Source organism: Kitasatospora sp. NPDC041917 (assembly GCF_055589745.1).
In genome coordinates this window covers 49,659-76,087 of record NZ_JBVJBI010000023.1, presented here as the reverse complement: position 1 = coordinate 76,087, position 26,429 = coordinate 49,659, and the positions used below count along the sequence as shown (strand labels likewise).

Here is a 26,429-nt window from a genome sequence, read left to right as displayed (position 1 = left end):
CCGTGGGGTGCCGGCGGTTCAGGCGGCCAGGCCGGCCAGCTGGTCGGCGAGCCTGGCCAGTCGCTTCAGCGAGCGCTCCTCCTGGGCGGCCTGCGCCACGGGCGCGATGGCTTCGCCGTCGAAGTAGGCGCCGTTGGCCACGACCGTCCCCGGCAGGCAGAGCCGCACCACGGCCGCCGCCCCCTCCGCCGCCGGCGCGCCGGTGCGCCCGTACAGCGGCAGCAGCGCGGTGGCGCACTGGCCCGGGTCGAGACTGACGGCGGTGATGCCGGAGCCGGCCGGGGCCATCCCGGCGGTCGCCATGGTGAGCGCCAACTGCGACTGCGCGTACGCGGCGACCCGCGAGTACCTCTTCGTCCGGTGCGGGTCCGACCAGTTCATCGAGGCGGTGCGGTGCAGCGAGGAGGAGACGTTGACGATCCGGGCGTCGCCGGCCGCCGCGAGCGGGGCGCGCAGCAGCCTCGCCAGCAGGTGCGCGGCCAGGAAGTTGACCTGGAGCGAGACCTCGTTGCCGTCGCCGGTCAGGGTGCAGCGCTCGGGCGCCATCGCGGCGGCGTTGTTCACCAGCAGGTCCAGCGCCGGATAGTGCTTGACGACCGCACCGGCCAGCACCGCGACCTCCGCGAGGTGGGTGAAGTCGGCTGCCAGCTCGACGAGTTGGTCCCGCCGGGCGCCCGCGGCGACCAGCCGCTCGACGGCTTCCGCCGCCTCGGCGGCGGTCCGGGCGTGCACGAGCACGGTCGCACCGTACCCGGCGAGCAGTCGGGCGGTCTCCCAGCCGATCCCGGAGGAGGCACCGGTGACGAGGGCGGTGCGGGCGGACAGCACAGTGTCGGACATGACCCATCCAAGGGTGGAAGGCACCGGCGGGGTGCGGGAGTTGCGCGGCACGGGGCCGCTCGCTCCCGGGGCCGCCGGTGCGGGAAAGGTGTGGTGCGATGAGAGGAGGCCGCCCGTCCCCCGCCCCTCGGAGCCGGTCGGGGCCGGGGGACGGGCGGCGGTGATCGGCACGGAACCGGTGGAGGACACCGGACCCCGCACCCCGCGGCCGGCGGAGAGCGGGAAGCGGCTCGGTCCTACCGGACGGCGGTGGCGACCGCGACAGCGACGATCCGCGGCCGACTATGCGGCGGGCGGTCGTGGTGGCGTGTCGAGCGGTGCATGTGCTCCATCAAAGCCCGCCCGCATGCCCGGGGCAAGCGCGTTCACCCTCCCTGACGAACCCCTGACGCCCACCGACGCGCTACTGACGCATCGTTGACGCGCCCGCCCGGACCGGCGACGGGCGCACGCCGGTCCCTCGCGCCGACGACCCCGGCCCGGCTTCCGGTGCGTCAGCCGGTTGCCGGCCCCGGCCGGTGGGACAAGCGGATCACCGTCGTGGAGTCGACGGTGCGGGCGCCGGCCATGGTGCCGCACCCGGTGCTGATGCTGGTGCCCGCGCCGTTCAGCGTGTCACCGGCGAAGCGCGCGCTGTCGGAGGCGACCCTGCCCGCGGCGACCAGCGAGGCGGTCCCGTAGGCCTTGACGACGTCGACGCGGTCGAACCCGAACGTGGAGACGGCGCCGTCCGCCCAGGTGACGCGGGTGGCCGAGGTGTCGCCGTGCTCGTCGCCGGTGCATTCGGTGCGCGGCAGGGTGACGGTGTGGTCGACGGTCCCGGCCGCGACGGGCCGGCCTGCCGGGTCGACGCACTTCACGGTGCCGGTCATGTGCAGGGTGTCGGCCTGGGGCGCGTTGCCGCCGCCGAGGCCGACGGGGGTGTCGAAGGTGCCGTGGAGGGTGCGCACGCAGGTGGCGTCGACCTCGGGATCGGCGGAGGCGGCGCCGGCCGGAATGGCCGCTTCGAGGAGTGCCACGGCGGTCAGTGCGGCGCCGACGAGTACGGGTTTCATGAGCTGGATCTTCTCCTGTTGAATTCGGGTTCGATCAACGAATTTCCTGGGCCACGGCTTCGGCGCCGCGCACGGGAGCCAGGGCCGTAACCACCCGGTCCACCCGCGAGAGATATTCCGACCGGGAAACGATCTGATCGTTATCTGAATCAAACATTGAGAAGATACGACGTTCTACTTCATCACGCACAGCAGTCCCCTCCGGTATTCGTCTGCGGTTTTCCGGAACCGCACAATACCGACGGAGACGCCGGTTCCCAGGAGGCGCGCGATCCGGGGAGGCGCCCGATCCACCCGCCGTGGGCGGGCCGCGGTGCACCGGCCGCGACCACCGCCGGTGCACCGCTCCTCCTGGTTCCGGCGCTCAGTGAAGGACGTCGAGCGCGTTGTCCGCGTCGTTGACGAAGTAGACGGCGTCCTGGTCGAGATCCAGCGCGAGACCGAAGAGCGCGCCGGCGCCGGGCGGGGTGCCCTCGTTGTTGATCTGCTTGCTCGCCACCTGCCGCCCCTCGGGAGTCGTCTCGACGATGTTGCCGTCCCCGCCGTTGACCGTGAGGATGTCACCCCGGGGTGCGATCGCCAGCCCCAGCGGGGCGTTGAGGCCGCCGCCCTCGGTGACGACCCGGCCGATGCCCGCGCTGTCCGTGCGGGCGACCGCGTGCGGGATCGCGGTGATCCGGCTCAGCACCGCGTCGGCGACGAACAGCGTGCCGTCATGGCCGAGGCCGACCCCGGTCGGGCCGACCACCAGGGCCGCCGGGTCCGTCCGCTCGGGAAACCCGGAGCCGATCTCGGTGGTGGCCACCCGCTGCGGCGGCTGGTCGTCCTCGGTGCACAGGGTGATCCGCAGGACGGTTCCCCGGTCGACCTCCGCGCCGCCGCCGGCGACCGTCCCGTTGAGCACGTTGGTGACGAACAGCTCGCTGCGCTTTCCGGTGCTGACGGCGGTCATGTCCCACGGACCGTTGATGCCGTCGCCCGCGATGGTCTCCCGGACGGTTCCGTGCCGGTCGAGCACCAGCAGGCAGCCGGCCTGGGCGGTGTCGGACGTGCCGTCCGCGGTGGGCAGGCTGCCGACCACGACCCAGCCGCCGGGCAGGACGGTCAGCGCCGTGGTGAGGCCGACCCCGCCGGGGCAGGGGCCGGGCAGGTTGGTCGGGTCGATCGTGGCGAACGTCGTCCTGCTGCCGCCCGGGGTCACCTGGACCAGGGTGGTGCCGGTGCCCTGGAGGTTGGCCGAGTTGTTGAAGTTGCTGATCAGGACGTTGCCCCGGTGCAGGTCACCGACGCTCTCCTGGATGGTGAACGTGCCGTACGGGTTGACGTCGCCGTTCTCGGGGACGGTGGACGCGACGGCGGACACGGTGTGCAGCCGGTCCAGGAACGGCGGCGGGTCCGCCGCGCCGGCCGGGGACGCGGCAGCGGCCAGACCGAGGGTCAGCGCGGTGGTCACCAGCGCGTTCGAACATGCCCGAAGCTTCATGTGCACATGCCTTCTGGAGGGCGGACCGGACCTCCGGTTCCCGGACGGCCCGACCCGCGGAAGTACTCGGATCGCCCCCGGAACGCCACGCTAGGCGCAAGCCGCCGCACCCCGCCTCACGACGTCCGCCAAACGCTGATCACACTGAGTGACGACAGTGCGCCGATGCTCGGCGGGGCGCTGGACCTCGTCGCCATCGCCCTGCCCGAGACGGAGCGGCACCCGTACGCGGGCGCCGCTCCGCCTTCCGGGGCCTTCCGGGGCCGTCCGGGGCCTGACGGTTCGTTCCCACTCGGATCCCGCCCGAACGCTCGCCATCGACGCGCCCCGGGCACAGGCTGCTTCCGTGACCGTGTCCGTACGGACGCGGTGCGAACGGAAGGACGACACATGACGAGCACACGCGGCCGCATCGCCGCCCTGGCGGGCGCCTTCGCGGTGGTCGCCGGCACCACCCTGGCGACCCCCGCCCTCGCCTCCACCGGAGCCGGAGCCTTGGCCGGAGCCGGAGCCGGAGCCGGAGCCTTGGCCGGGGCCGGAGCGTTAGCCGGAGCCTCGGCCGACGGCGAAGCCCTGGCCGGCGGCGGGATCACCGGGCAGGCACCCTGCCCGGACGCGCCCGAGTTCACCTGCGGGAACCTGACCGTCCCGCTCGACCACAGCGGCGCCACCCCCGGCAGCCTCGACCTCGCGGTCGCCGTCACCGGCAACACCAAGGCCCCCAGGGGCGACCTGCTGTTCCTCACCGGCGGCCCCGGCCAGCCCGGCGTCCCGACGATCAAGCAGATCGCGGGCAAGCTGGAGCCCGTCCTCAAGGACTACCGCCTGGTCATGTACGACCAGCGCGGCACCGGCCGGAACGCGCTCCAATGCCCCGGCCTCCAGGAGGACATGGGCTCCTCCGACCTCGCCCTGCCGCGCAAGCGGTCCGTCGCCGACTGCGCCACCGCCCTCGGCACCGACGCCCGCCACTACAGCACCGCCGACACCGTCGCCGACATCGACCTGCTGCGCCGTGCCCTCGGCGACCGGCGCCTCACCCTGGACGGCGTCTCCTACGGCACCATCGTCGCGAAGCGGTACGCGCTCGCCCACCCGGCGCACGTGGCGCGGCTGGTGCTCGACTCGGTGGCGCCGCCACAGGGTTTCGACCCCCTCGACCTGGCCGCGCTGCCCGCGAGCGCCCGGGTCCTGCGGGCCGCCTGCCGGGCCACCGGCTGCACCACCGATCCGGCCGCCGACCTCGCCACCACCGTTCGGCGGTACGGCAACGGAGCGCAGATCCTGAGTGCGCTCACCGGCTACGAGTTCATCGACCCGGACTACGGCGGGGTGCCGGACATCCTGCACGAGGCCGCCGCCGGGCAGCCCGCGAAGCTCCAGGACTTCTTCGAACTCGTCCACCGGGAGGTCGACGCCGCCCCGGCCGGGGATCTCAGCCAGGGGCTGCACTCCGCCACCCTGTGCGCCGACTCGCACTTCCCGTGGGGCACCACCGACACCCCCGTCGAGGGCCGGCCGGCCGCGCTGGAGCGCACCCGGCAACGGCTGACCACCGAGCAGACCTGGCCGTTCGACCCTGCGACCGCGACCGGGCTCGGCAGCCTCCTGGTCTGCCTGGACTGGCCGCGCGAGCCCGTCCCGCCGATCCTGCCGGCGCACCGCAAGCTGCCCGACGTGCCGGTGCTGCTGCTCGGCGGCGACCGGGACCTGGCCACGCCTTATGAACTGCTCTTCCAGCAGGCCGAGTTCGCGCACCATCCGCAGATCGTGATCGTCCCGGGCGCGGCGCACTCGGTGCAGAACCGGGCGGCGAACCCGGCCGGACGGCAGGCGGTGCACGACTTCCTGCTCAAGTAGTGGCAGGCGTTGGCGCCGGGGCGACGCTACGGACGCCGGTCGGTCCGCTCCTCGGCGGGGGTGCGGATGGCGAGGACGGCCATGTCGTCGTGGCCGTCGCTGGGGTGGTGGTCGGCGAGGAAGCGGACGAGGTCGTCCAGGGGTTCGCCCGCGTGGGCGGCGGCGAGCTCGGCGAGGGTGTCCAGGCCGTCGCGGACGGCGGGCCCCCCGCCCCGGGATTCCGGAGCAGGGAGCCCGCCGGCCGGACGTCGGGCGCCGGACGTCAGGCGCGGCAGGTCCCGGTGGACCAGTCGACGGTCGCGGCGGCCTGCGAGTACTGCCACTCGGGGCCGAGCAGGTCGCGGTCGAGCTGCGCGGCCGCGCCGCGGCTCTCGACGATGTAGCCGAAGTCCTGCAGCCAGGCCGGGTACAGGTTCTTCGAGCCGATGTAGAAGGCCGAGTCGTCGACCGAGACCAGCTTGTGGTGCAGCGCGTACGGGTGCCCGTCGGCCCAGGTGGCGGTGGGAGCGGCGCGGAAGGAGGCGAGCTGGAGGTTGCCGCAGAGGGCCGCGGCGGCCTTGCCCTGGTCGCCGGTGAGCGCGGTGAGCCGGGCCTTCAGGACGTCGCTGATCTCGACGAGGGACTTCATCTGCGAGTAGCCTCCGCTGCCCACGGTGCCCCGGTTGGCCGGGTCGCTGACCACGATCCGCACCTTGACGCCGGCGGCCAGCTTGGCGGCCAGCGTGTCGTAGAGCCGGGAGTCGTAGCGCGAGAGCGGCGGGCAGGTGCCGTTCAGGTCCTGCTGGGAGATCTCGACGTGCCGCTGGGCGCTGCCGACCAGGGCGCGCAGGGCGTTCTCCTCGGGGTTGACGGTCTCGTAGTCGCGGTCGGCGTTGGTGTTGTCGTGCAGGGTCAGCGGGCCGCACTTGGCGTCCGCCGCCCCGGGGACGGGACCGGGCTGGTAGCGGGAGGAGGGGTCCGCGTCCTTGATGCCGACGCCGAGGCCGCCGACGGCTATCACCGGGACGTTCCCGGCGGTGGGGGCGGGCGGGTTGAGCTCGCGTTCGATCGACGGGCGGCAGGCGCCGCCGTCCGAGGAGGCGAACCACGCGTTGTCGAGCAGGCCGGTCCGGCCGCAGGTCCACTCCCACAGGGTGTCCAGGTAGCGGCCGGCGGAGGTCGCGGCGGGGCCGGTGAGCGCGAGGTCGACGTCCGAGACGGGGTGCGCGGTGTCGAGGTAGTCCTTGCTCCAGCCGTTGATGCCGCCGGTGAGGACGGTGCGCCCGTCGACCACCAGGAGCTTGGAGTGGTTCCAGGAGAAGGCGGTGCGCGAGGCGGTCATCGAGGCGATGTTGAGGCTGACCGAGGAGGCGGCCGGTCCGAGCTTGGCGACCAGCTCGTCCCGGTAGCGCGACGGCAGCACGTTGGCGTTGTACAGCGGCGCCGCGCCGACCAGGATGCGCACGACCGGGCGGTGCCCGGCGGCGACCGAGGCCTTGAGCCCGGCGACCAGGGCCTCCTCGAATCCGCCGTCGGGGAACGGCGCGAGGCTGGAGACGTCGACGGTCCGGGTGGCGGCGGAGACGTCGGCGGTCATTTTCGCGAGCAGCGCGCGGGTGCCGGGCCGGTCGGCGCAGGTGGCGTCGCCCCAGCAGGCTGGCGTCTGGAACAGCCAGTCGGCGGGGCCGCCGGCCCGGTCGGCGCCGGCCAGGGCGTTGCCGTCGGTGCGCTGCCAGACGGTGCCCTCCAGGCCGGGCGACACCTGGCGCAGCACCTGCTCGACGGCGTCGAGGTGGGCGGTGTCCGTGCCCTGCGCGGGCGCGGAGTCGGCGTGGGACGGCGCGACCGGCAGGACGGTGAGCAGGGTGCTGGCCGCGACGGCGGCGAGGGCACCACGCAGAGCGCGGCGGGGTCGGCGGGAGCCGGGTCGGTACACGTGAGGATCCTTCAGAACATGGCAGGCGTCGTGCTGTTCGCCTACGAGACACCCAGAGACTACCGGCTGGTAACAGGCCGTCAAACTTGGGCATGACAAGAGCGCGGACGGGCCCGGCCGACCCCGGCGAGATCCGGCCCACGCCCCTGAGCTGCACGACGCCGCCGGCCGAGCGACCGCGCAACCGTCCGGCAGCTGTTCGCCGCCCAGGGAGATCACGCCGCCGCGGGCGGTCGACGGAGGAGTACGAACATGCCGCCGCGCCGTTGCCGGAGGATCATGAAAGCAGTGGACGCGCCGGTCTCCGCGCCTCCCCGGATCCGCCGAGCCTGTCGGTCCGCTGCCAGGCCCCACCTCCTGGAGGTCCCCGTGAACAGCTCACCCGCGTCAAGTCCCGCCGGGCCGATCGTCGTCGGTACGGACGGCTCGGAGCCCGCCCGCAGGGCCGTGCTCTTCGCCCTTCGCGAGGCACAGCTGCGGAGAGTCGGCGTACGGGCCGTCTGCGCCTTCGGCGGCCGGCACGCCGATCCGCCGGACCGGGCCATGACGGGCTGGTTCCGCCCGAGCGGCGATCCGGAGCCGCATCTGCACGACGCCGTCGCCCGTGAGGTGACGGACCTGGTCGAGGAGCTGCGACAGCAGGTCGGCGAACCGTATGTCGAGGTCGAGGTGCGCTGCGAGCACGGCCGCCCCGCTCAGGTCCTGCTGGAGGAGAGCCGGGACGCCGGCCTGCTGGTGGTGGGCACCCGCGGTGCGGGCCGCTGGGGCCGGCTCGCCCTCGGCTCGACCAGCACCGAGATCGTCCACCACGCCCGCCTCCCCGTCGTCGTCGTACCGCCCGAGCCCGGAGCCGCACCCGGGTGAACCCCTGCGCCCGGCGTCCCGTCGAGGGCCTGCAGACAGGTGCGCCGGGGAAGGCCGGCGTCTCCGTGTTCACCGTGCGCGGGGTGGCGTTCGCCGGGTCGCGGAACACCCGGTGCGACCGCCCCGCCACGAGATCGATCCCGCCCACGGCCGTCACACCGGACGGCGAGGCGCTGCCCGCCTTCCAGGACACGCGGGTCGGGGCCGGCAACACCAGGTGTCCGTCCGGTCAGCCGGGGACGGTGGCGCCGCCGCGTTTCCCGCTCGCCGCCACCGCGGCCGGGCCCGTCGTCCCGGGCACCGCGCGCCAGGCGCGGGCGGCGAGTACACCGGAGGCGAGGGACACGGCGCCGAGGGCGGCGGAGGCCGCGGTGAGCCCCAGGGTGGCGCCGAGCCAGCCGGCCAGGGGGTAGGTGAGCAGCCAGCAGCCGTGGGAGAGGGAGAACTGGGCGGCGAAGACGGCGGGAAGCTCCTCGGCCGCCACCGAGTCGCGCAGGACCCGGCCGGTGGGGGTGAGGATCAGCGAGCCGACCGCGCCGAACGCCGCCCAGACGGCGAGCAGGACGGGCCAGCGCCAGGCGCCCGGCCCGGCGGCGGTCAGCGCGGCGAGCAGGGCGAAGAGGCCGACGATGCCGAAGGCCGCCGGGAGCATGACGGTCCGGTCCGGCAGCCGGTCCAGCACCCGGGGCAGCAGCAGCGCCACGACCATCGACCCGGCCCCGTAGGCGCCGAGCGCGATCGGGACGTCGGTGGCGGGGCGGCCGAGCGGGCCGCGGACGTAGACGACGGTGTTGACGATCACCATCGCACTGGCGGCGGCCGCCGCGAGGTCCAGGGCGAGCATCGCGCGCAGCCGGGGCACGGCGAGGAACAGCCGGGTGCCGCGGACGGACCGGGCGAGGACGCCCCCACCGGGCCGCGCCCGCTCCCGCTTCGACCGGACCGGCTCCGCCCGGGTCGGCTCCGGGCAGCCCTGCCCGACCGGCTCCGGCCGTACCCGCTTCGGCAGGGCGGCGGAGACCACCAGGACGGCGGAGGCGAGGAACCCGGCGGCGGTGCCCCAGAACAGCCAGTTGTAGCTGATCAGCGCGAGCAGGGCGGCCGCGAGCACCGGGCTGACCAGGCTCTCGGTGTCGTAGGCGAGCCGGGACAGCGACAGGGCGCGGGTGTACGCGCGCTCCTCGGGCAGCACCTCGGGGATCACCGACTGGAAGGCCGGGGTGAAGGCCGCCGAGGCGGATTGCAGTACGAAGATCAGGACGTAGACCTGCCACACCTCGGTGACGAAGGGCAGGGTGAGGGCGACGCCGGCCCGGGTGAGGTCGGAGGCGGCCATCAGGCGTCGGCGCGGGATGCGGTGGGCCAGCGCGGTGACCACCGGGGCGATGCCGACGTACGCGAGCATCTTGATCGCCAGTGCGGTGCCGAGCACCGATCCGGCGTCCGCTCCGGCGAGGTCGTACGCGAGGAGGCCGAGCGCGACGGTGGCGAGGCCGGTGCCCACCAGGGCGACGATCTGGGCGGCGAACAGGTGCAGATAGGTGCGGTTGCGCAGCACGGACAGCATGGAGGACCCCGCTCGGACTGGGCGCGGCAGGACGACACGACCAGGATAGGTCAACATGTGCACGCATGTGCACATGTTGACGAAAAGGCGGCCCGTACCCCGGAGGGCACGGGCCGCGGAGCCGGAAGGTACGGGTCAGTCGTGCGGGGGGAGCTCGCCGATCTGGTGGTCGGCGACGCTCAGCGCCTCGTCGACCAGCCGGCGCAGGTGGCCGTGGCGCAGCGCGTAGACGACGCGCCTGCCGTCCTTGCGGGTCGTGACCAGGCCGGCCAGCCGGAGCTTGCCGAGGTGCTGGCTGACCGACGTCCGGGGGGCCCCGGTCGCCTCGGTCAGCGTGGTCACGTCGGCCTCGCCGGCGCTCAGCCGCTGGAGCAGGGCGAGCCGGGTGCGGTCCGCGAGCAGCGCCAGGATGCCGGCCGCGGCCTCCAGCCGCTCGTCGTCCCGATGCTCCTGCGCATGGTGTGCACCTGATATCCGAAGGCTCCCGCTCATGGCGCCATCGTAGGGCCCCGGGCCGGCCTGCCGAAGCGCCGCGACACCGGCCCGGGCGCCGCCCGGCCGGAGGGGCCGCCATGGGCTCCTCCGGCCGGGTCGTCATCTCACGCGGTCACGAGCTCACGCGGTATCGAGCTCACGCGTTCATGCCCCACAGGAAGCCCGGTACGGGCGTGTAGCGCACGTACGGACTCCACTCGTCGCCCGGCGGGCAAGGGGTGGGCGGGCACGGCGGCGGCGGGCACTTGCTGTCCTCCACCGTGATCGCCACGCACGGGCAGTCCTTGCTCAGCCCGACCTCGGTCACCGCGTGCTGCGGCAGGCTGTAGCCCTCGGGCGCGGAGACCTCCTGCCAGTAGTACGTGCCCAGCGGGAGACCGCTCGCGGAGCAGACACCCGACCCGGGGGTGACGCACGGGGAGCCGACGGCCGTGTCGGGGTTGGCCCCGGAGGTCTGCAGACCGGGCACGCCGTTGCTCTCGCGCCACAACTGGAAGACCGCGCCCGCCAGCGGCCGGCCCGAACCGGCGTCGACCTTGGTGACGGAGGTCGACCCGCTCGGAGCGGGCGTCTTCCCGTCCCGGACGGTCACCTGGATGTTCTGCCCACCGGTGTCGAGGACCACCGTCGTCACCGCGGGCCGCGGCAGGTCGTAGCCGGGCGGAGCCGCCGTCTCCTGCCAGTAGTACGTGCCCAGCGGCAGGCCGTCCGCCGAGCAGACGCCCGACGCCGGGGTGACGCAGGCGGAACCCACGGCGGTGTCGGGGTTGGCCCCGGAGGTCTGCAGACCGGGCACGCCGTTGCTCTCGCGCCACAGCTGGAAGGAGGCACCCGCCAGCGGCTGTCCGGTGACGGAGTCGACCTTGGTGACGCCGGTGGTGCCGGTGGGCGCGGTGGTCTGGGCGTCGGCGACGCCGACCGGGGTGTGCTGCCCGTTCATGTCCAGCACCACGGTGGTCACGTTGAGCTCGGGCAGCTCGTACCCGTCGGGCGGCGAGACCTCCTGCCAGTAGTACGTGCCCAGCGGCAGGCCGTCCGCCGTGCAGACGCCCGACGCCGGGGTGACGCACGGGGAGCCGACGGCCGTGTCGGGGTTGGCCCCGGAGGTCTGCAGACCGGGCACGCCGTTGGTCTCGCGCCACAGCTGAAAGACCGCGCCCGCCAGCGGCTGCCCCGTCCCGGCGTCGGTCTTCGTCACGGTGGTGGACCCGGTGGGGGCGGTGGTCCCGGTGTCGGCGACGTTGACCGGGGTGCTCTGCCCGTTGGTGCTCAGCACCACGGTGGTCACGTTGAGCTCGGGCAGCTCGTACCCGGGGGGCGCGGCGGTCTCCTGCCAGTAGTACGTGCCCAGCGGCAGGCCGCTCGCCGAACAGACGCCCGACGCCGGCGTGACGCAGGCGGAACCCACGGCGGTGTCGGGGTTGGCCCCGGAGGTCTGCAGACCGGGCACGCCGTTGCTCTCGCGCCACAGCTGGAAGGTCGCGCCCGCCAGCGGCTGCGAGGTCGCCGAGTCGACCTTCGTCACACTGGTGGAGCCGGTCTCGACGACCGGGCTCCGGGTGTCCCGGACGGTGACCGGGACGTTCTGGCCGTTGGTGTCGAGGACCACGGTCGTCACCGCGGGCTGCGGCAGGTCGTAGCCGGGCGGAGCCGCCGTCTCCTGCCAGTAGTAGGTGCCCAGCGGCAGGCCGGCGGTGGTGCAGAGGCCGTTGCTCCCGGTGGTGCAGGGGGCGCCCACCTTGGTGTCCGGGGTGGTCCCCGAGGTCTGCAGGCCCGCGACGCCGTTGGTCTCACGCCACAGCTGGAAGGTCGCGCCCGCCAGCGGCTGCGAGGTCGCCGAGTCGACCTTCGTCACGCTGGTCGACCCGGTGGGAGCCGGGGGGTTGCCGCAGTCCGGGAGGTCGCCGTTGAAGGGGTAGGCGTGGAACTCGGTCCCGGTCATGCCCGAACCGGAGTTGTGCAGCAGGGTGCCGGTGGTGAAGAACCGTCCGTTCAGGCCGGGCAGGTTCATCGTGGCGGTGCTGGCCGGGTTGCCGACCAGCACGCTGCCCTGGAACTGCCCCGATCCCGTGAGGGTGACGGTCGTCGCGGCGGGGAAGTTCCACAGCAGTCGCTCGCGCAGCTGGTTCCAGGGGTCGGTGTCCTGGAGGCTGCCGCTGTAGGTGTTGATGGTGCGGGCGCCGCCCACGAGGTTGACGAGCACGGTCGCGTTCGCGGGGATTCCGGCGAACGCGACGCCCTGGGTGGAGCCGCCGAGCCCGACGATGTCGAAGTCGACGTTGAAGACCTGGAGGGCGGAGGTGCCGTCACCGGTGAACAGGGTCTGGAACCCCTGGTTGACGGCGGTTCCGGTGGCGGGGCGGGGCGTGCCGACCCCGGCGTAGCAGGCGCTGGCCGTCTGCAGTTCGCCGCGCAGCGGCGTGTAGGCGGCCACGGCCCGCGGGTCCTGGACCTTGGTGCCGGTGATGGTGCCGGTGGCCGTGCCCGCGTAGCGGACGACGCCTCCCTCGGCCAGGAGCGACTGCCCCGGGGCCACGGTGACGTTGCCTCCGGCGGTGAGGAAGTCGGCCCCGTCCGGCGGGGGGACGCGCGAGCCGACGCCGACGATGCCGATGTTGTAGACGGAGCTGACTCCGGCGGCCTTGTTCATGCTGAAGGAGCCGAGGGTCACCACGTGCCCCTCGGCCTCGGCGGCCGAGCCGCTGACGTTGAAGTCGCCGCCGACGAAGATGTTCACGCCGGCGTCGCGCCCCGCGAAGGGCCCGTTGTTGACCGGCGGGAACGTCGCCGGGCAGTCCGCGCCCAGGCAGGGCCCGAGGCCTCCCGGGAGGCCGGCCGCGTAGGCGGCCGTCGGTGCGACGAGCGACATGCCGAAGGGGACGAGCGTCAGGGCCAGGGCGGATCCCATCACCCTGCCTAGTCTTCGTCCCCAGCCGACGGCGGTCGTCGGATGCTGACTGGGCTTCACATCAGTCCTTTCATCACATGAACACAAAGACAACCCTCGGAGTGTTCTCCTCGAAGCCCCGAGCGGCGGCGACCCACCGGTGTTTTCGTCTGAACGCTGCGCCAGGTGCACCCGATCGGACGCGACCCACGCGCGGACCCGCGGACCCGGCGGACACGGCGGACCCGGCGCAGGCGCAGGCGCACGCGCACCGGCAGGGTCTCCCGGCCCCGGATTGGGGTCCTCCGGCCCTGATGCGCCGTCAGCGCCGACCCCATCCTGGACGCGTCGAGGCCCACCCGCCGCCTCGCCCGAACGACACCACGAGTCCCCGGAGGACCCGCATGTTCTGCTTCCAGTGCGAACAGACCGACCGCACCGGCGCCACCCCCGGCTGCGCCGGTCCGATCGGCAACTGCGGCAAGGATTCCCCCACTTCGGACCTCCAGGACCTGCTCATCCACGCGGTCAAGGGCATCTCCCAGTACGCCGCCAGGGCCCGCGCCCTCGGCGCCCCGGACGACGAGGCCGCCGCCTTCGTCCTGTATGCGGTCTTCACCACACTCACCAACGTCAACTTCAACCCCACCCGCTTCGCCGCCCTGATCCAGCTGGCCGTCGGCGTCCGCACCCGGGCCAAGGAGCGCTACGAGCGGGCCGCGCGCGCCGCCGGCCAGGAGCCGCAGACGCTCACCGGGCCCGCCGCCTGGACCCCCGGGGCGCACCCGGCGACGCTGGTGGGCCAGGCCCCGGACGTCCGGGTGAACCTCGGGCTCCCCCTGGTCGGGCCGGAGGTCGTCGGGCTCCGCTCGCTCCACCTCTACGCGCTCAAGGGCATCTGCGCCTACGCCCACCACGCCGACGTGCTCGGCCGCCGCAGCGCCGAGGTCCTCGGCGGCGTCGAGGACGCCCTCGCCTACCTGGCCGGCGAGCCGACCGACCCCGCCGAGCTGCTGGAGCGCGCCGTCGGCCTCGGCCGGCTGAACCTCGCCGCGATCGAACTGCTCGACGCCGCCAACACCGGCACCTACGGCCCCCAGCAGCCCACCACGGTGCGCACCACCCCCGTCGCCGGAAAGGCGATCCTGGTCAGCGGCCACGACCTGCGGGACCTGGAAGCCGTCCTGGTGCAGACCAGGGACCAGGGCATCAACGTCTACACCCACGGCGAGATGCTCCCCGCCCACGCCTACCCGCTGCTCAAGGCCCACCCGCACCTGGCCGGCAACTACGGCGGCGCCTGGCAGGACCAGCAGCAGGAGTTCGCCGCCTTCCCCGGCCCGGTCCTGATGACCTCCAACTGCATCATCGAACCGCACGTCAGCTACCGCCGCCGGATCTACACCGCCGGACCGGTCGGCTGGCCCGGCGTCCGGCACCTCGCCGACCACGACTTCCGTCCGCTGATCCAGGCCGCCCACGCCCTGCCCGGATTCCCGGAGACCGCCGCCGAGGAGGAGGCCGTCACCGTCGGCTTCGGCCGGGACGCCGTGCTCGCGGTCGCCGACCAGGTGGTCCACGCCGTGCGGCAGGGCACCATCCGTCACTTCTTCCTGATCGGCGGCTGCGACGGCCCCACCCCCGGACGCGACTACTACACCGACTTCGCCCTCGGCGCGCCCCGGGACAGCGTGGTGCTCACCCTCGGCTGCGCCAAGTACCGCTTCAACCGGCACGACTTCGGCGAGATCGCGGGCCTCCCCCGGCTGCTGGACCTCGGCCAGTGCAACGACACCTACTCCGCCATCCGGATCGCCACCGCGCTGGCCGACGCCTTCGAGTGCGAGGTCAACGACCTGCCGCTCACCCTGGCGCTGTCCTGGACCGAGCAGAAGGCCGTCGCCGTGCTGCTCACCCTGCTCGCCCTGGGCATCCGCAACATCCACCTCGGCCCCTCGCTGCCCGGCTTCCTGACCCCCGCCCTGGTCGACGAGCTGGTGAAGCGGTTCGACCTGCGGGTGATCGGCGACCCGGCGGCCGACCTGGCCGCGGCCCTCGAACGGACGGCGTCGTGAGCACCGCCGACCCGGTGGAGGCGACCGGCTCGCACCCCGTCACCCTCACCACCAGCGACGGCGGCCGGCTGGAGTTCGACTGCGCCCCCGGCCGCAGCGTCCTGGAGGCCGCGGCGGAGGCCGGCGCCGCCCTCCCGGCCTCCTGCCGCCGGGGCACCTGCGGCTCCTGCCACGCCTCGGTCACCGACGGCCCGTACGAACTCGGCGGCCCGCAGGGCGCCTTCGGCCTCCACGAAACCGGCCTGCGTCCACGCTGGTTCGTGGCCGGCGGCACCGGCCTGGCCCCGCTGCTGGCGATGGTCCGCCGGATGGCCGAGTGGCAGGACCCGCAGCCCGCCCGACTCCTCCTCGGCGTCAATGAACCGCAGGACGTCTTCGGACTGGACGAACTGGCCTCCGTGGCCGCCGAGTTGCCCGGCTTCCGGTACGACATCTGCGTCCGGAGGCCGGGCCCCGACCGGTCCGGACCGACCGGCACCCCGGCCGACCTCCTGGCCGCCGCCCTCCCCGAACTCGGCACCACCACACCCGACCTGTACGTCTGCGGCCCGCCACCCCTGGTCGACGCCGTCCTGCGCACCGCCGCACTCGCCGGCGTACCGTCCGACCAGATCCACCGGGAGCGCTTCCTGGCCACCTGACCCCCGCCGCCCCCGCCCCTCACCCGCCCGGGCCGCCCCCGACCTGATCGGCGAGATCGTGACAGGACAGGCCGGCAGACCGATATCTCCACCGGTCTGTCCCAACATCACGAGTCGGGTCGCCTCGTAGACCCCGGGAGGAGCCCAACCCAGCGGTCGACGCTTCTCGTCCCGGCACCGAACCGACCGGCCGGTCCATCGCGGCGGGTCCTGAAGGGCGGCAAGTGCGGCCGGAAGCGCACAGCTGCGGGCCGCGGTGGTCATCTCTTCTCGTTCCTCCGTCTTCCGGGGAAGTTCCCCCACCCTCTGGGGCCGGCAACGGGCCAATCCGGCAAAGATCTTGAAAATGCTCCTGTGACGTACATCACATATCAGGTCGGCCATTGTCTCCTCGCACCGCCGGTTGCCCCCGGAACGTCCAACGGGATGCCCGTAGTTCACTTGGCCGAGGTCGCCGCCCGCCAGGTCCGCACCCCAGGGGGCCTGCCATCAAGACCTCTCGCCGCCGTTTCCGGCCATCGCCGAACGACCGGCCGATCACAAAGGGCCCGTCCCGGCCATGCCTGTCCGACCAATCGTCAGGCGTCGGCACCGAGGGGTTCCTCGCCCCGGAACAGCTCATCGGCGGACCGATCACGCATGCCGTGGATCTCTACGCCTTCGGCATGGTGCTGTGCCATGCCGCCGGAACCGCGCCGCTCCCGGACGGCGAATCCCTGGCGTGCGCCCTCAGCCTGGCGCCCTCCCCGAGGGCGGCTTCGCCTGCAACCGCAGGACGTACGCGGTGTTCGCGAGGACGAACTGCCGCTGCGGTCCGAAGTGCGCTGGTGCGGCGGCGATCCGGCGCGGCTCCGCGTGGGCGGAGCGGACACCGTTCCGTCCCTGGACTGTTCTGTCGGAGTCCCGTGCGATGCTCAGCCGTCATGGACACCCAGCAGTTCTGGAATCTGGTCGAGGAAGCCCGCTCGCAGGTGCCGGCTCCGGACAACGGCTACGCCGTCGCGCGCCGGGCCGGCGCGCTACTCGCGCTTCGCCCCGCCGAGGAGATCGTCGCGGCCCAGCAGGTCCTGTGGAACCTGATGGCCGACTCGTACCGGGCCCCGCTCTGGGGCGCCGCCTACCTGGTCAACGGCGGTTGTTCCGATGACGGATTCGACTACTTCCGCGGCTGGCTGATCACCCAGGGCCGCGCGACCTTCGACAGCGTCATCACCGATCCGGACCGGCTCGCCGCACTCCCGGCCGTACGGGCCTGTGCCGCCGGCGGAACCGACCTCGAATGTGAGGAAACCCTGACCATCGCCTGGAATGCCTACCGGGAAGCCACCGGAGAAGACCTTCCCGGCGACGCCTTCACCATCTCGTACCCGCCCCTGGACCCGGACTGGAACTTCGACTTCGGCGACGACAACCGGCTGAGCCAACGGCTGCCACACCTGGCCGCGCTCTACTCGGACTGACGAAGCGGACATCGGGGCGCCGCACGAGACCCGGGCCAGGAACGGGCCACCTCCACGGTCGCGCGGCCAGGGTTGGAACACGGGCGGCCGCGAAGTGGCCGACCTGCCGCACACGCTGATGCCGGTCACGCCCGGAGAGGCATGCCCGGCATCAGCGTGTGGAACGAGCGGCTGCCCCCGTGTCACCCGATCTGGATGGCGGCGACCCTCGGCGGTCGGTTCGGGAAGGTGATGTCGGTCCAGCGTTCGATCCTCACGGAGTCACCGTTCACGTCGTAGTACGTCAGGTCGTTGTTGCCCGTGGAGATCCGGTCGACCCACCAGCCACCGAAGTCGGTCCTCCCCCCGTTCGCGTAGCAGTCGACGCTGTCACGGCCGTCGAGGTGCGACCAGATCTTCAGGAAGTCATTGCGGCCCCCGTCGCACTGGACGTGGTCGATGGCGAAGGCGTCGCCGCTCGGCAGGCCGACGGTGGCCGTGGCGGCTGCGGCGAACGCCATGGCCATGGAACAGATGGCCCTCTTGGTCTTCGAGATCACGGATTCTCCCTCGTACGAGGCCCGGGGCGCGGCCCGGCGCTGTCAGTGGCGTCACGTCATGACGGAACGGTGCTCGGCCGATTCGGTGAACGGCCGACCGCGCACCGGTCCAGTTCCTCCCGGCCGCGCCTTTCGGTGACACGACCGCATGACCCGGACCCTCAACGTAGTGACCCCCGTCCCCCGTCCGGCCGCAACACTCCGAATGCGAACCGGCGGGCCGAGACATCACCCGATCGTGGCGCTCACGTGCGGACGAGGGGCCGGGAGGGGGCTGCTCCCCCTCGGAGGTGCTCGCCCGAGCGGGGAGGACGTCGGTGCCGGGGGTGTCTCCGTCTTCCTGAACTCCGCCGGCACCGTGCGGTCGCAGGTCCTGCTCGGGGCGCGTGACACGGCCTCGGTCCGACCGCCCGGCGCGGGCCCGTCGGGATGCGTCCCGGCGGGCGCGCGCCGTTCCGGGGCTCGTCGGGAGCAGGGCGGACCGGGCTACTCCGTCGTCCGGTCCGGCTCGGTGGCCGGGGCGTCGTACTCGGCGAGGGTTTCGCGGGTGAAGCCGAAGAAGTAGGTGGCCAGGAAGCCCGCGAGGTAGCCGGTGAGCAGTCCGCCGCCGTAGACGGCGGCGCCCGCGAGGAGTCCGTGCGGGCCGGCCAGCAGGGGGAAGAGGGCCCAGCCGGAGGGGCCGATGGCGGTGGAGCCCACCGTGCTGCCGAGTTGGCCGGCCACTCCGACGAAGGCGCCGCCGGCCGCGCCGCCGATGCAGGCGGTGATGAAGGGGCGCCCCAGCGGCAGGGTGACGCCGTAGACCAGGGGTTCGCCGACGCCGAGCAGGCCTGCCGGGAGGGCGGACCTGATGGTGGCCCGGATCGAGGCGTTGTGGCGCAGCCTCAGGTAGACGGCCACGGCACAGCCGACCTGCCCGGCGCCGGCCATGGCGAGGATCGGCAGCAGGACGGTGGAGCCCTGCTGCTGGATCAGGGTGGTGTGGATCGGGATCAGCGCCTGGTGCAGGCCGAGCATGACCAGCGGCAGGAAGAGGCCGCCGAGCACGAGTCCGGCGAGCAGGCCGCCGTGGGCGAGCAGCCAGGTGGCGGCGTGGCCGATGGCGGTGGAGATCTCCCCGGCGACGAACATCAGGCCGAAGAGTGCGGCCAGCCCGCCGAGCAGCACGGTGACGGTGGGGGTGACCAGCACGTCCAGGGCGGCGGGCACCAGCCGGCGGGTCCAGCGTTCCAGGTGGACGGCCAGCAGCGCGGCGCCGAGCGCGCCCACCACGCCGCCCTGTCCGGGGGTGAGGTGGTGGCCGAAGGCCTCCACCTTGGTGACCCCCGCGTAGACGATCACGCTGGCCACGGCTCCGCCGAGCACGGGTGTGCCGCCGAACTCCTTCGCCGTGTTGTAGCCGACGAAGACGGCGATCAGGGACATGAACCCGGAGGAGACCGGGCCCAGGGCGGTGACCAGTGCCGGTGCCCAGCCGAGGTTGGCGAGGGCCCCGGCGAGACCGGCGACGATCCCGCATCCGATCAGGGCGGGGATCAGCGGGACGAAGATGTCGGCGATCCGGCGCAGCGCCCGTTTCACCGGGGTCGCGTTGCGCACCCGGGCCTGGGCCCGGATGCGCTCGCCGCGCCGGGCGAGGTCCTCGGCGGTGGGGGCGGCCGCCGGCCCGGCCGCCCCGTCCTGCGGGCCGGGGGGCTCCAGGAGCAGGCGCAGCCGCGCGGTGACCCCGGCGACGGCGGCGGGCCCGAGCACGATCTGGTAGGTGTCGTCCTCGACCGTGCCCAGGACCTCCGGCAGCGCCCGGAGCGCCTCGGTGTCGACCAGGGCGCGGTCCGCCAGGCCCAGCCGCAGCCGGGTCATGCAGTGGGCGACCGAGCGGATGTTGGCGGCGCCACCGACCAGCGGGAGGATCGCCTCGGCCACGGCGCGGTTCTTCTCGTCCGACATGCCGGGTGACGTACCCGGGTGCTCCCCCGGCTCAACCGCCTTGGTACGCGGCGGTTCTGGACCCCGTGGCCGGAGCCGGTGCGCCGGCGGCGCCGTCCGTCCGGTCCGGGAGCGGGTCGTCGGCGGCTCCGGTGGTGCGCACCCGGTGCACGTACCGGTCGATGAGGTGGCGCAGCACGGTGGCGGTGGTGACGACGTCCGCCTCGGGGACGCCGTCCAGCGCGTCGGCGAGCCCGATGATGTTGGCCTGTTTCAGACGGTCCAGCACGTCCCGCCCGCCGGGGGTGATGGCCACCTGGCGGGCCCGCCGGTCCTGGGCGTCCTGGCTGCGTTCCACCAGCTGCTGGCCCTGGAGGCGGTCGATCTGGCGGGTGACGTGGGAGGGTTTGACCATCAGGCGGTCGGCCAGGTCGCTCACCCGGCTGGCCTCCGCGCGCTCGGCGAGCGCGCGCAGCAGGTAGACGTCCGAGCGGGCGGCGGTGATGCCGGCCTTGGCGGTGCGGCGCTCGTGTTCCTGTGACCGTGTCAGCAGGTAGGCCAGGGTGGCCAGGACGTCCTCCAGGCCGTCCAGGCCGTCCGGGCTCTGTGGCCCGCGGGCGGTGGTCCGATCGTCTTCGGCGTCTTCTTCGTCCGACATGGGGGAACTGTAGCGATCCGGTTCGGGCGGCGGCCGGGGCGGGGAACCGTGGCCGGATTTCGGACAGATTCGGCCGGCGCCCGGCACGCCCTTCCGCCACCACGGAACGCGAGCTACCGTGACGTTCAGTTAGTTGCTTTCGGCACGTAAATATGGCCCGGCTCAACTCCCGGAAGGGGATTCACTGATGGCCACCACCGAGAAGACCCCGCGGTTCACCCACCCCGCCGCCCGCGGCACCTGCCCGTTCGCCCCGCCGCCCGCCTACGACCAGGCCCGGCAGGAGGAGCCGGTCGGCCGCGTCACCCTGTGGGACGGCTCCACCAGCTGGCTGGTCACCCGCCACGAGGACGTCAAGGCGGTCCTCTCCGACGCCCGGTTCAGCTCCGACTCCACCCGGCCCGGCTACCCGTTCATCAGCGCGGGCGCCCGGCAGCTGAACACCGGACGGCCGACCATCATCCGGATGGACGCCCCGGAGCACACCCACTTCCGCCGGATGCTGACCGGCGAGTTCATGATCAAGAAGGTCGAGGCGCTGCGCCCGGAGATCCAGCGGATCGCCGACGAGCTGCTGGACCGGATGACCGACGGACGCTCCGGCGCCGACCTCGTCCACGAGTTCGCCCTGCCGCTGCCGTCCCTGGTCATCTGCCTGCTGCTCGGCGTCCCCTACCAGGACCACGACTTCTTCCAGGAGTGCAGCCGCGTCCTGCTGCGCCGCGACTCCAGCGCCGAGGACGTCGCCGACGCCCAGGCCCAGCTGGTCGACTACCTGGTCGGGCTCACCGAGACCAAGCGCACCCACCCCGACGACGGCATCCTCAGCCGCCTGGTGGAGCGCGGCGAGCTGAGCACCCAGCAGATCGGCGACATGGGCCGGCTGCTGCTGATCGCCGGACACGAGACCACGGCGAACATGACCGCGCTCTCCGTGCTCGCCCTGCTGCGCAACCCCGACCAGCTCGACCACCTGCGCGAGCACCCCGAGTCCGTGCCCGGCGCGGTCGAGGAGCTGCTGCGCTACCTGACCATCGTGCACTCCGGCGTGACCCGGGTCGCCACCGAGGACGTCGACCTGGCCGACGTGCGGATCGCGGCGGGCGAGGGCGTCATCTGCATGGTCAACACCGCCAACCGGGACGAGCGGGAGTTCCCCGGCGGCGACGAGCTCGACCTGACCCGCGACGCCCGCCGCCACCTGGCCTTCGGCTTCGGCAGCCACCAGTGCCTCGGACAGCCGCTCGCCCGCCTGGAGTTGCAGATCGCGCTGGCCACCATCCTGCGCAGACTGCCCGAACTGCGTCTGGCCGTACCGTTCGAGGAGGTCCGCTTCCGCGGCGAGATGCTCGTCTACGGCGTCCACGAGCTGCCGATCGCCTGGTGACCCGGGCTCCCCCGGGAGCCCCCACGACCCCGTCGACCCACCTGCCCCTACGCGGAGTTCACCTCCCCGGGGCACCCGCTCCGAAAGGAAGACCATGCTCGTCCGGATCGACCAGGAGAAGTGCTGCGGCGCCGGGCACTGCGTGCTCGCCGCCCCCGACGTCTTCGACCAGCGCGACGAGGACGGCATCGTCGTCCTGCTCGACGCCCAACCGCCCGCCGAGCTCCACCGGGCCGTCCAGGACGCCGCCGCCGTCTGCCCGGCCGCGGCGATCCACCTGGAGCAGGTGTGACCGCACTGCGGGAGGTGGCCGTGGTCGGCGCCGGCGCGGCCGGGCTGCACGCCGCCGAGGCGCTGCGCAGGTCCGGCTACGACGGCCGGCTCACCCTGATCGGCGCCGAGCCGGAGCCGCCGTACGACCGGCCGCCGCTGTCCAAGCACCTGCTCGGCGGGCAGTGGCAGCCCGACCGCCTGGCCCTGCGCGGCCCCGAGGCGCTGGACGGGCTCCGGCTCGACCTGCGCCTCGGGGTCCGGGCCGAGCGGCTGGACCGCCGGGAGCGCACCGTGCGGCTCTCCGACGGCCGGCGGGTGCGCTGCGAGGCCGTCGTCGTGGCCACCGGCGTCCGCCCGCGCCGGCTGCCCGGCGCCGACGCACCGCGGCCCGGGGCGCACGTGCTGCGCACCCTCGCCGACGCCCTCGCCCTGCGCGAGGAACTGCGGCCGGGCACAAGGCTGTTGGTGGTCGGCGGCGGACTGCTCGGCGCCGAGGCGGCGGCCACCGCCGTCGGGCTCGGCGCCGAGGTGACCTGGCTGGCCTCCACCGCCACGCCGCTCGCCGCCGTCCTGGGCACCGAGACGGCCGCGCTACTGGCCGGCCTGCACCGCGAGCACGGGGTGCGGCTCCACCGGGGCGTGGCCACCGGGCTGCTCGAACGGCGCGGCCGGGCCGCCGGCGTCCGGCTGGCCGACGGCACCGAACTGGCCGCCGACGCCGTGCTGATGGCCGTCGGCTCCGAGCCCGCCACCGAGTGGCTGGCCGGCAGCGGCGTCCCGCTGGACGACGGCGTGGTCTGCGACGCCTACTGCGCCGCCGGCCCCGGCGTCTGGGCGGCCGGGGACGCCGCCTCCTGGCCCGACCCGCGCACCGGCCGCCACCGGCGCCTCGAACAGCGCACCAACGCCACCGAGCAGGCCATGCACGCGGCCCGGAACCTGCTGGCCGGACCGGACGGCGTCCGGCAGGCCTACCGGCCGGTCCCGTACCTGTGGACCGACCAGTACGGACTGCGGGTGCAGGTGTTCGGCCGGCCCGGCGGCGCCGAACGGTTCGAGGTCGTCGACGGCAGCCTGGAGGAGCACCGCTTCGCCGCCGTCTGCGTCCGCGACGGCCTGGTCACCGGCGCGGTCGGGATCGCCTCCGCCAAGGCGCTGCGCGGGCTGCGCGCCCAGGTGGCGGCGCACGGCCCGTGGCCGCCCGAGCCGGCCTGAGCCCCGGTCCGGGCCGTCCCTGGACACGGGGACGTTCCGCCCTGGGCACGGGCCCGGGTACGGTCCGCCGGCCGCTGCCGCCCGCCAACCGGGCGAGGCGGCGGGCGGACCGGCATGGTGCGGGGCCCCGGAGCGGCCGCCCCCGGAGACTGGTGGCCCGCATCCGGCCAGGGGAGCAAGCGCATGGACGACCGCAGCCGCCGAGCCGGCCCGGGGCCCGCTCCGACCCTCGCGGTGAGCCCCCGGGCCGGTGTCCTGGGCACCGCGCTGGCCGCCGTGCTCGCCTTCTCGCTCTCCTCCGGCTCGTGGCAGTGGTTCTCCACCTACCTCGGGCTGACCCTCCTCGCGGTGGTCCTCTCCTCCACCCGCCCGCCGGCCCGTGCGACGGACGCGGGAGCCGGCTACGCCCGGAGCCTGGCCGCCTACGCGCTGGTCATCGGCCTGACCGTGGCGCTCGCCCTGGCCCCCGCGATGCAGCGCTGGTCCTGGCTGTTCCCGATGCCCGGCACCCGCCGCGACTGCCCCCACCTGGGCGACTACGCGCGGCTGCAGGCGCAGGCCGCCCTCGGCGACCTCGCCGCCGGGGACGGCGCCGCGCTGGCCACCGCACAGGACCAGCAGGCCCGGCACGCCGTCGCCGACTGCCTGTCCGCCACCACCACGCTCTGGCTGCCGGTGTACGCACTGGCTGCGGCCCTGCTGGCCGTACTCCTCGTCCTGCTGCTGGACCGGGTCCGCGGCCGGCGGCAGCCGTCCGGGACGGCGGCGGGCTGACGGGCGGCGGCCGCGCGCGCCCACCTGCCTCCCGCCGTACCGCTCTCCCGCCGCTCCGCCGCCGGCGGTCTACCGATCGAACAGCCCTCGGACTATCGTTAGTTGGCGGAAGCTATCGAATTCCCACTCCGACCCGCCGGCCGGCCCCGGCCCGGTCGGCCGGCAGGAGGCAGCGGTGGCGACACGACTCTCCGGCGGCGGCAGGACCGGGCGGCCGCGCCCGGCCCGTACCGCCGTGGAACCGGATCACACCCGGTACAAGTGGGTGGCCCTGTCCAACACCACGCTCGGCACCCTGATCGCCACCATCAACGCGTCGATCGTGCTGATCTCGCTGCCCGCGATCTTCAACGGCATCGGTCTGGACCCGCTCCGGCCGGGCAACGTCAGCTACCTGCTGTGGATGCTGATGGGCTACATGCTGGTCACCGCCGTCCTGGTGGTCACCCTCGGCAGGCTGGGCGACATCCACGGCCGGGTGCGGATCTACAACGCCGGTTTCCTGATCTTCACCCTCACCTCGGTGGCGCTCTCCCTCGATCCGCTGCACGGCGGGGCGGGCGCGCTCTGGCTGATCGGCTGGCGGGTGGTGCAGGCGGTCGGCGGCTCCATGCTGATGGCCAACTCGGCCGCGATCATCACCGACGCCTTCCCGGCCGACCGGCGCGGCACCGCGCTCGGCGTCAACATCGTCGCGGGCATCGCCGGATCCTTCATCGGCCTGGTCCTCGGCGGGCTGCTGGCCGAGTGGAACTGGCGCTCGATCTTCTGGGTCAATGTGCCGATCGGCCTGCTCGGCACGGTCTGGGCCTACCGGTCGCTGCGCGACACCGGCGTGCGCAGGCCCGCCCGGATCGACTGGTGGGGCAACGTCACCTTCGCCGTCGGCCTGACCGCCCTGCTCGCCGCCATCACCTACGGCATCCAGCCGTACGGCGGCCACACCATGGGCTGGACCAGCCCCTGGGTGCTGGCCGGGCTGTTCGGCGGGGTGGCGCTGCTGGCCGTCTTCTGCCTGGTCGAGTCCCGGACCGCCGAGCCGATGTTCCCGCTCTCGCTCTTCCGCGACCCGATCTTCACGGGCGGCAACGCGGCCACCCTGCTGGGCTCGATCGCCCGCGGCGGGCTGCAGTTCATGCTGATCATCTGGCTCCAGGGCATCTGGCTGCCGCTGCACGGCTACGACTACGCCGACACCCCGCTGTGGGCCGGCATCTACCTCGTCCCGCTGACCGTCGGCTTTCTGGCCGCCGGACCGATCGCCGGCTACCTGTCGGACCGCGCCGGGGCCCGGCTCTTCGCCGCCGGCGGGCTGGTGGTGATGGCGTTCTCCTTCGCCGGGCTGCTCCTGCTGCCCACCGACTTCGGCTACCCGTGGTTCGCCCTGCTGGTGTTCCTCAACGGCCTGGGCGGAGGACTGTTCGCCGCCCCCAACACCTCGCTGATCATGTCGAGCGTGCCGGCCGCGGCCCGCGGCGCCGCCTCCGGCATGCGGGCCACCTTCCAGAACGCCGGCATGGTGCTGTCGATCGGCGTCTTCTTCTCCCTGATGGTGGCCGGTCTGGCCGGTTCGCTGCCGCACACCCTCACCGCCGGACTGACCGCCCAGGGCGTGCCCGCCGCCGACGCCCGCAGCATCGCGTCGCTGCCGCCGGTGGGCACCCTGTTCGCGGCCTTCCTCGGCTACAACCCGATCCAGCAGCTCCTGGGCCCGCACGTGCTCGGCCAGCTGCCGCCGGACAACGTCCGGACGCTGACCGGCCGGGAGTTCTTCCCGCAGCTGATCTCGGGGCCCTTCCACGACGGACTGGTGGTGGTGTTCTGGCTGGCGATCGCGATGTCGCTGGTCGCCGCGGCCGCCTCGCTGGTCCGCGGGCGGCCCCGGCCCGCTTCCGCGGCGCCTGCTTCCGCAACGACTGCTTCCCCGGCTCCCGCCGCCGGGGCGACGGCCTGCAGGGCGACGGCCGCCGGGCCGCGAGCGGCGGCGGAGCCACCGGACACCGCTCCGCAGGCGCCGACGAAGGAGCACGGACCGTGAGCGCCGACGGTGACGGGCTCTCCGCCGAGTCCGTGGTCCGGCTCCGCCTGGCGATAGGCCGGCTCAACCGCCAGCTGGTCCGTGCCTCCGGGGACCAGGACCTCACCGCCGCCCAGCTCTCCGCCCTGGCCCGGGTGGAGCAGCACGGTCCGCTGCGGCTCGGCGAACTCGCCGCCCGCGAGGGCGTGGCGGTCCCGTCCATGGTCCGCACCGTCGCCCCGCTGGTCGCCGACGGCCTGGTCGCCAAGAGCCCCGACCCGCAGGACGGACGCTCCCAGCTGCTCGCCCCCACCCCGCTCGGGCTGGAGACCCTCTCCCGGATCCGCCGCGAGCGCACCGCCCTGCTGGCCCGGCGCAGCTCCCGGCTCACGCCCGAACAGTGCCGTGCGCTGGAGGCGGCACTGCCGCTGCTGGAACTGCTCCTGGAGGAACCCGGCTGATCCACCGCCGCCGACACGCCCCGGCCCGGGCAAGCAC

Annotated in this window: 23 protein-coding genes; 11 read left to right on the top strand and 12 right to left on the bottom strand. The window is 73.8% G+C overall.

The features are described from left to right. Nucleotides 1–18 precede the first annotated feature (18 nt). The 4 genes from ACZ6EM_RS25885 to ACZ6EM_RS25870 form a co-directional block, all read right to left on the bottom strand. Nucleotides 19–840 (bottom strand): SDR family NAD(P)-dependent oxidoreductase, encoded by an 822-nt coding sequence (locus ACZ6EM_RS25885; protein WP_465773340.1) that lies wholly within the window; start codon nucleotides 838–840, stop codon nucleotides 19–21. Nucleotides 841–1,334: 494 nt separating this feature from the next. Then, nucleotides 1,335–1,895, bottom strand: a complete 561-nt coding sequence (locus ACZ6EM_RS25880) for a hypothetical protein (protein ID WP_465773339.1) — start codon at nucleotides 1,893–1,895, stop codon at nucleotides 1,335–1,337. Between the two features lie 34 nt (nucleotides 1,896–1,929). Then, nucleotides 1,930–2,085, bottom strand: a complete 156-nt coding sequence (locus ACZ6EM_RS25875; protein WP_465773338.1) for a hypothetical protein — start codon at nucleotides 2,083–2,085, stop codon at nucleotides 1,930–1,932. A gap of 174 nt (nucleotides 2,086–2,259) precedes the next feature. Beyond that, complete coding sequence (locus ACZ6EM_RS25870) at nucleotides 2,260–3,378, bottom strand: NHL repeat-containing protein (RefSeq protein WP_465773337.1); 1,119 nt, start codon at nucleotides 3,376–3,378, stop codon at nucleotides 2,260–2,262. 390 nt (nucleotides 3,379–3,768) lie between these two features. Here ACZ6EM_RS25870 and ACZ6EM_RS25865 point away from each other — a divergent pair, with 390 nt between their 5' ends. Further along, a complete protein-coding gene (locus ACZ6EM_RS25865) occupies nucleotides 3,769–5,238 on the top strand; it encodes an alpha/beta fold hydrolase (protein WP_465773336.1) in 1,470 nt (489 codons plus the stop codon). A 26-nt stretch (nucleotides 5,239–5,264) separates the two neighbouring features. Here ACZ6EM_RS25865 and ACZ6EM_RS25860 read toward each other — a convergent pair whose 3' ends face one another. Next, entirely contained in the window at nucleotides 5,265–5,561 is a 297-nt protein-coding gene (locus tag ACZ6EM_RS25860) for a hypothetical protein (protein ID WP_465773335.1), read from the bottom strand. Beyond that, nucleotides 5,501–7,153, bottom strand: coding sequence for a phospholipase D-like domain-containing protein (locus tag ACZ6EM_RS25855; protein WP_465773334.1), 1,653 nt, complete (start codon nucleotides 7,151–7,153; stop codon nucleotides 5,501–5,503). The genes ACZ6EM_RS25860 and ACZ6EM_RS25855 overlap by 61 nt, the downstream gene beginning before the upstream one ends. Before the next feature lie 369 nt (nucleotides 7,154–7,522). Between ACZ6EM_RS25855 and ACZ6EM_RS25850 the strand changes: the two genes are divergently transcribed. Next, nucleotides 7,523–8,017, top strand: a complete 495-nt coding sequence (locus ACZ6EM_RS25850; protein ID WP_401055130.1) for a universal stress protein — start codon at nucleotides 7,523–7,525, stop codon at nucleotides 8,015–8,017. A 229-nt stretch (nucleotides 8,018–8,246) separates the two neighbouring features. Here ACZ6EM_RS25850 and ACZ6EM_RS25845 read toward each other — a convergent pair whose 3' ends face one another. The 3 genes from ACZ6EM_RS25845 to ACZ6EM_RS25835 all read right to left on the bottom strand — a co-directional run bounded on the left by ACZ6EM_RS25845 (nucleotide 8,247) and on the right by ACZ6EM_RS25835 (nucleotide 12,987). Beyond that, a complete protein-coding gene (locus ACZ6EM_RS25845) occupies nucleotides 8,247–9,584 on the bottom strand; it encodes an MFS transporter (protein ID WP_465773333.1) in 1,338 nt (445 codons plus the stop codon). A gap of 135 nt (nucleotides 9,585–9,719) precedes the next feature. Further along, complete coding sequence (locus ACZ6EM_RS25840; RefSeq protein WP_380540857.1) at nucleotides 9,720–10,076, bottom strand: ArsR/SmtB family transcription factor; 357 nt, start codon at nucleotides 10,074–10,076, stop codon at nucleotides 9,720–9,722. Nucleotides 10,077–10,215: 139 nt separating this feature from the next. Then, nucleotides 10,216–12,987, bottom strand: a complete 2,772-nt coding sequence (locus ACZ6EM_RS25835) for a SpaA isopeptide-forming pilin-related protein (protein WP_465773363.1) — start codon at nucleotides 12,985–12,987, stop codon at nucleotides 10,216–10,218. Between the two features lie 383 nt (nucleotides 12,988–13,370). Here ACZ6EM_RS25835 and hcp point away from each other — a divergent pair, with 383 nt between their 5' ends. The 3 genes from hcp to ACZ6EM_RS25820 all read left to right on the top strand — a co-directional run bounded on the left by hcp (nucleotide 13,371) and on the right by ACZ6EM_RS25820 (nucleotide 17,142). Then, a complete protein-coding gene (gene hcp / locus ACZ6EM_RS25830; RefSeq protein ID WP_465773332.1) occupies nucleotides 13,371–15,041 on the top strand; it encodes a hydroxylamine reductase in 1,671 nt (556 codons plus the stop codon). Next, nucleotides 15,038–15,682, top strand: a complete 645-nt coding sequence (locus tag ACZ6EM_RS25825) for a 2Fe-2S iron-sulfur cluster binding domain-containing protein (RefSeq protein ID WP_465773331.1) — start codon at nucleotides 15,038–15,040, stop codon at nucleotides 15,680–15,682. The genes hcp and ACZ6EM_RS25825 overlap by 4 nt, the downstream gene beginning before the upstream one ends. Nucleotides 15,683–16,605: 923 nt before the next feature. Next, entirely contained in the window at nucleotides 16,606–17,142 is a 537-nt protein-coding gene (locus tag ACZ6EM_RS25820; RefSeq protein WP_401055015.1) for a DUF4240 domain-containing protein, read from the top strand. 182 nt (nucleotides 17,143–17,324) lie between these two features. On the opposite strand, the gene ACZ6EM_RS25815 is transcribed toward ACZ6EM_RS25820, so the two are convergent. From ACZ6EM_RS25815 to ACZ6EM_RS25805, 3 genes are all read right to left on the bottom strand, one after another. Continuing rightward, a complete protein-coding gene (locus tag ACZ6EM_RS25815; RefSeq protein ID WP_380351537.1) occupies nucleotides 17,325–17,642 on the bottom strand; it encodes a beta/gamma crystallin domain-containing protein in 318 nt (105 codons plus the stop codon). A 525-nt stretch (nucleotides 17,643–18,167) separates the two neighbouring features. Further along, complete coding sequence (locus tag ACZ6EM_RS25810) at nucleotides 18,168–19,628, bottom strand: PTS transporter subunit EIIC (RefSeq protein ID WP_465773330.1); 1,461 nt, start codon at nucleotides 19,626–19,628, stop codon at nucleotides 18,168–18,170. A 31-nt stretch (nucleotides 19,629–19,659) separates the two neighbouring features. Next, entirely contained in the window at nucleotides 19,660–20,265 is a 606-nt protein-coding gene (locus ACZ6EM_RS25805) for a MarR family winged helix-turn-helix transcriptional regulator (protein ID WP_465773329.1), read from the bottom strand. Between the two features lie 187 nt (nucleotides 20,266–20,452). Between ACZ6EM_RS25805 and ACZ6EM_RS25800 the strand changes: the two genes are divergently transcribed. The 6 genes from ACZ6EM_RS25800 (at nucleotide 20,453) to ACZ6EM_RS25775 (ending at nucleotide 26,392) form a co-directional block, all read left to right on the top strand. Continuing rightward, complete coding sequence (locus ACZ6EM_RS25800) at nucleotides 20,453–21,652, top strand: cytochrome P450 (protein ID WP_465773328.1); 1,200 nt, start codon at nucleotides 20,453–20,455, stop codon at nucleotides 21,650–21,652. Between the two features lie 94 nt (nucleotides 21,653–21,746). Next, nucleotides 21,747–21,944 (top strand): ferredoxin, encoded by a 198-nt coding sequence (locus ACZ6EM_RS25795; RefSeq protein ID WP_401047040.1) that lies wholly within the window; start codon nucleotides 21,747–21,749, stop codon nucleotides 21,942–21,944. Beyond that, nucleotides 21,941–23,140, top strand: coding sequence for an NAD(P)/FAD-dependent oxidoreductase (locus tag ACZ6EM_RS25790; protein WP_465773327.1), 1,200 nt, complete (start codon nucleotides 21,941–21,943; stop codon nucleotides 23,138–23,140). The genes ACZ6EM_RS25795 and ACZ6EM_RS25790 overlap by 4 nt, the downstream gene beginning before the upstream one ends. Nucleotides 23,141–23,323: 183 nt before the next feature. Further along, on the top strand, nucleotides 23,324–23,914 hold the full coding sequence (locus ACZ6EM_RS25785) for a hypothetical protein (protein WP_465773326.1): 591 nt from the start codon (nucleotides 23,324–23,326) through the stop codon (nucleotides 23,912–23,914). A gap of 175 nt (nucleotides 23,915–24,089) precedes the next feature. After that, nucleotides 24,090–25,952, top strand: coding sequence for an MFS transporter (locus tag ACZ6EM_RS25780; protein ID WP_465773325.1), 1,863 nt, complete (start codon nucleotides 24,090–24,092; stop codon nucleotides 25,950–25,952). Then, nucleotides 25,949–26,392, top strand: coding sequence for a MarR family winged helix-turn-helix transcriptional regulator (locus ACZ6EM_RS25775; RefSeq protein WP_380351521.1), 444 nt, complete (start codon nucleotides 25,949–25,951; stop codon nucleotides 26,390–26,392). The genes ACZ6EM_RS25780 and ACZ6EM_RS25775 overlap by 4 nt, the downstream gene beginning before the upstream one ends. The last annotated feature ends 37 nt before the right edge of the window (nucleotides 26,393–26,429 follow it).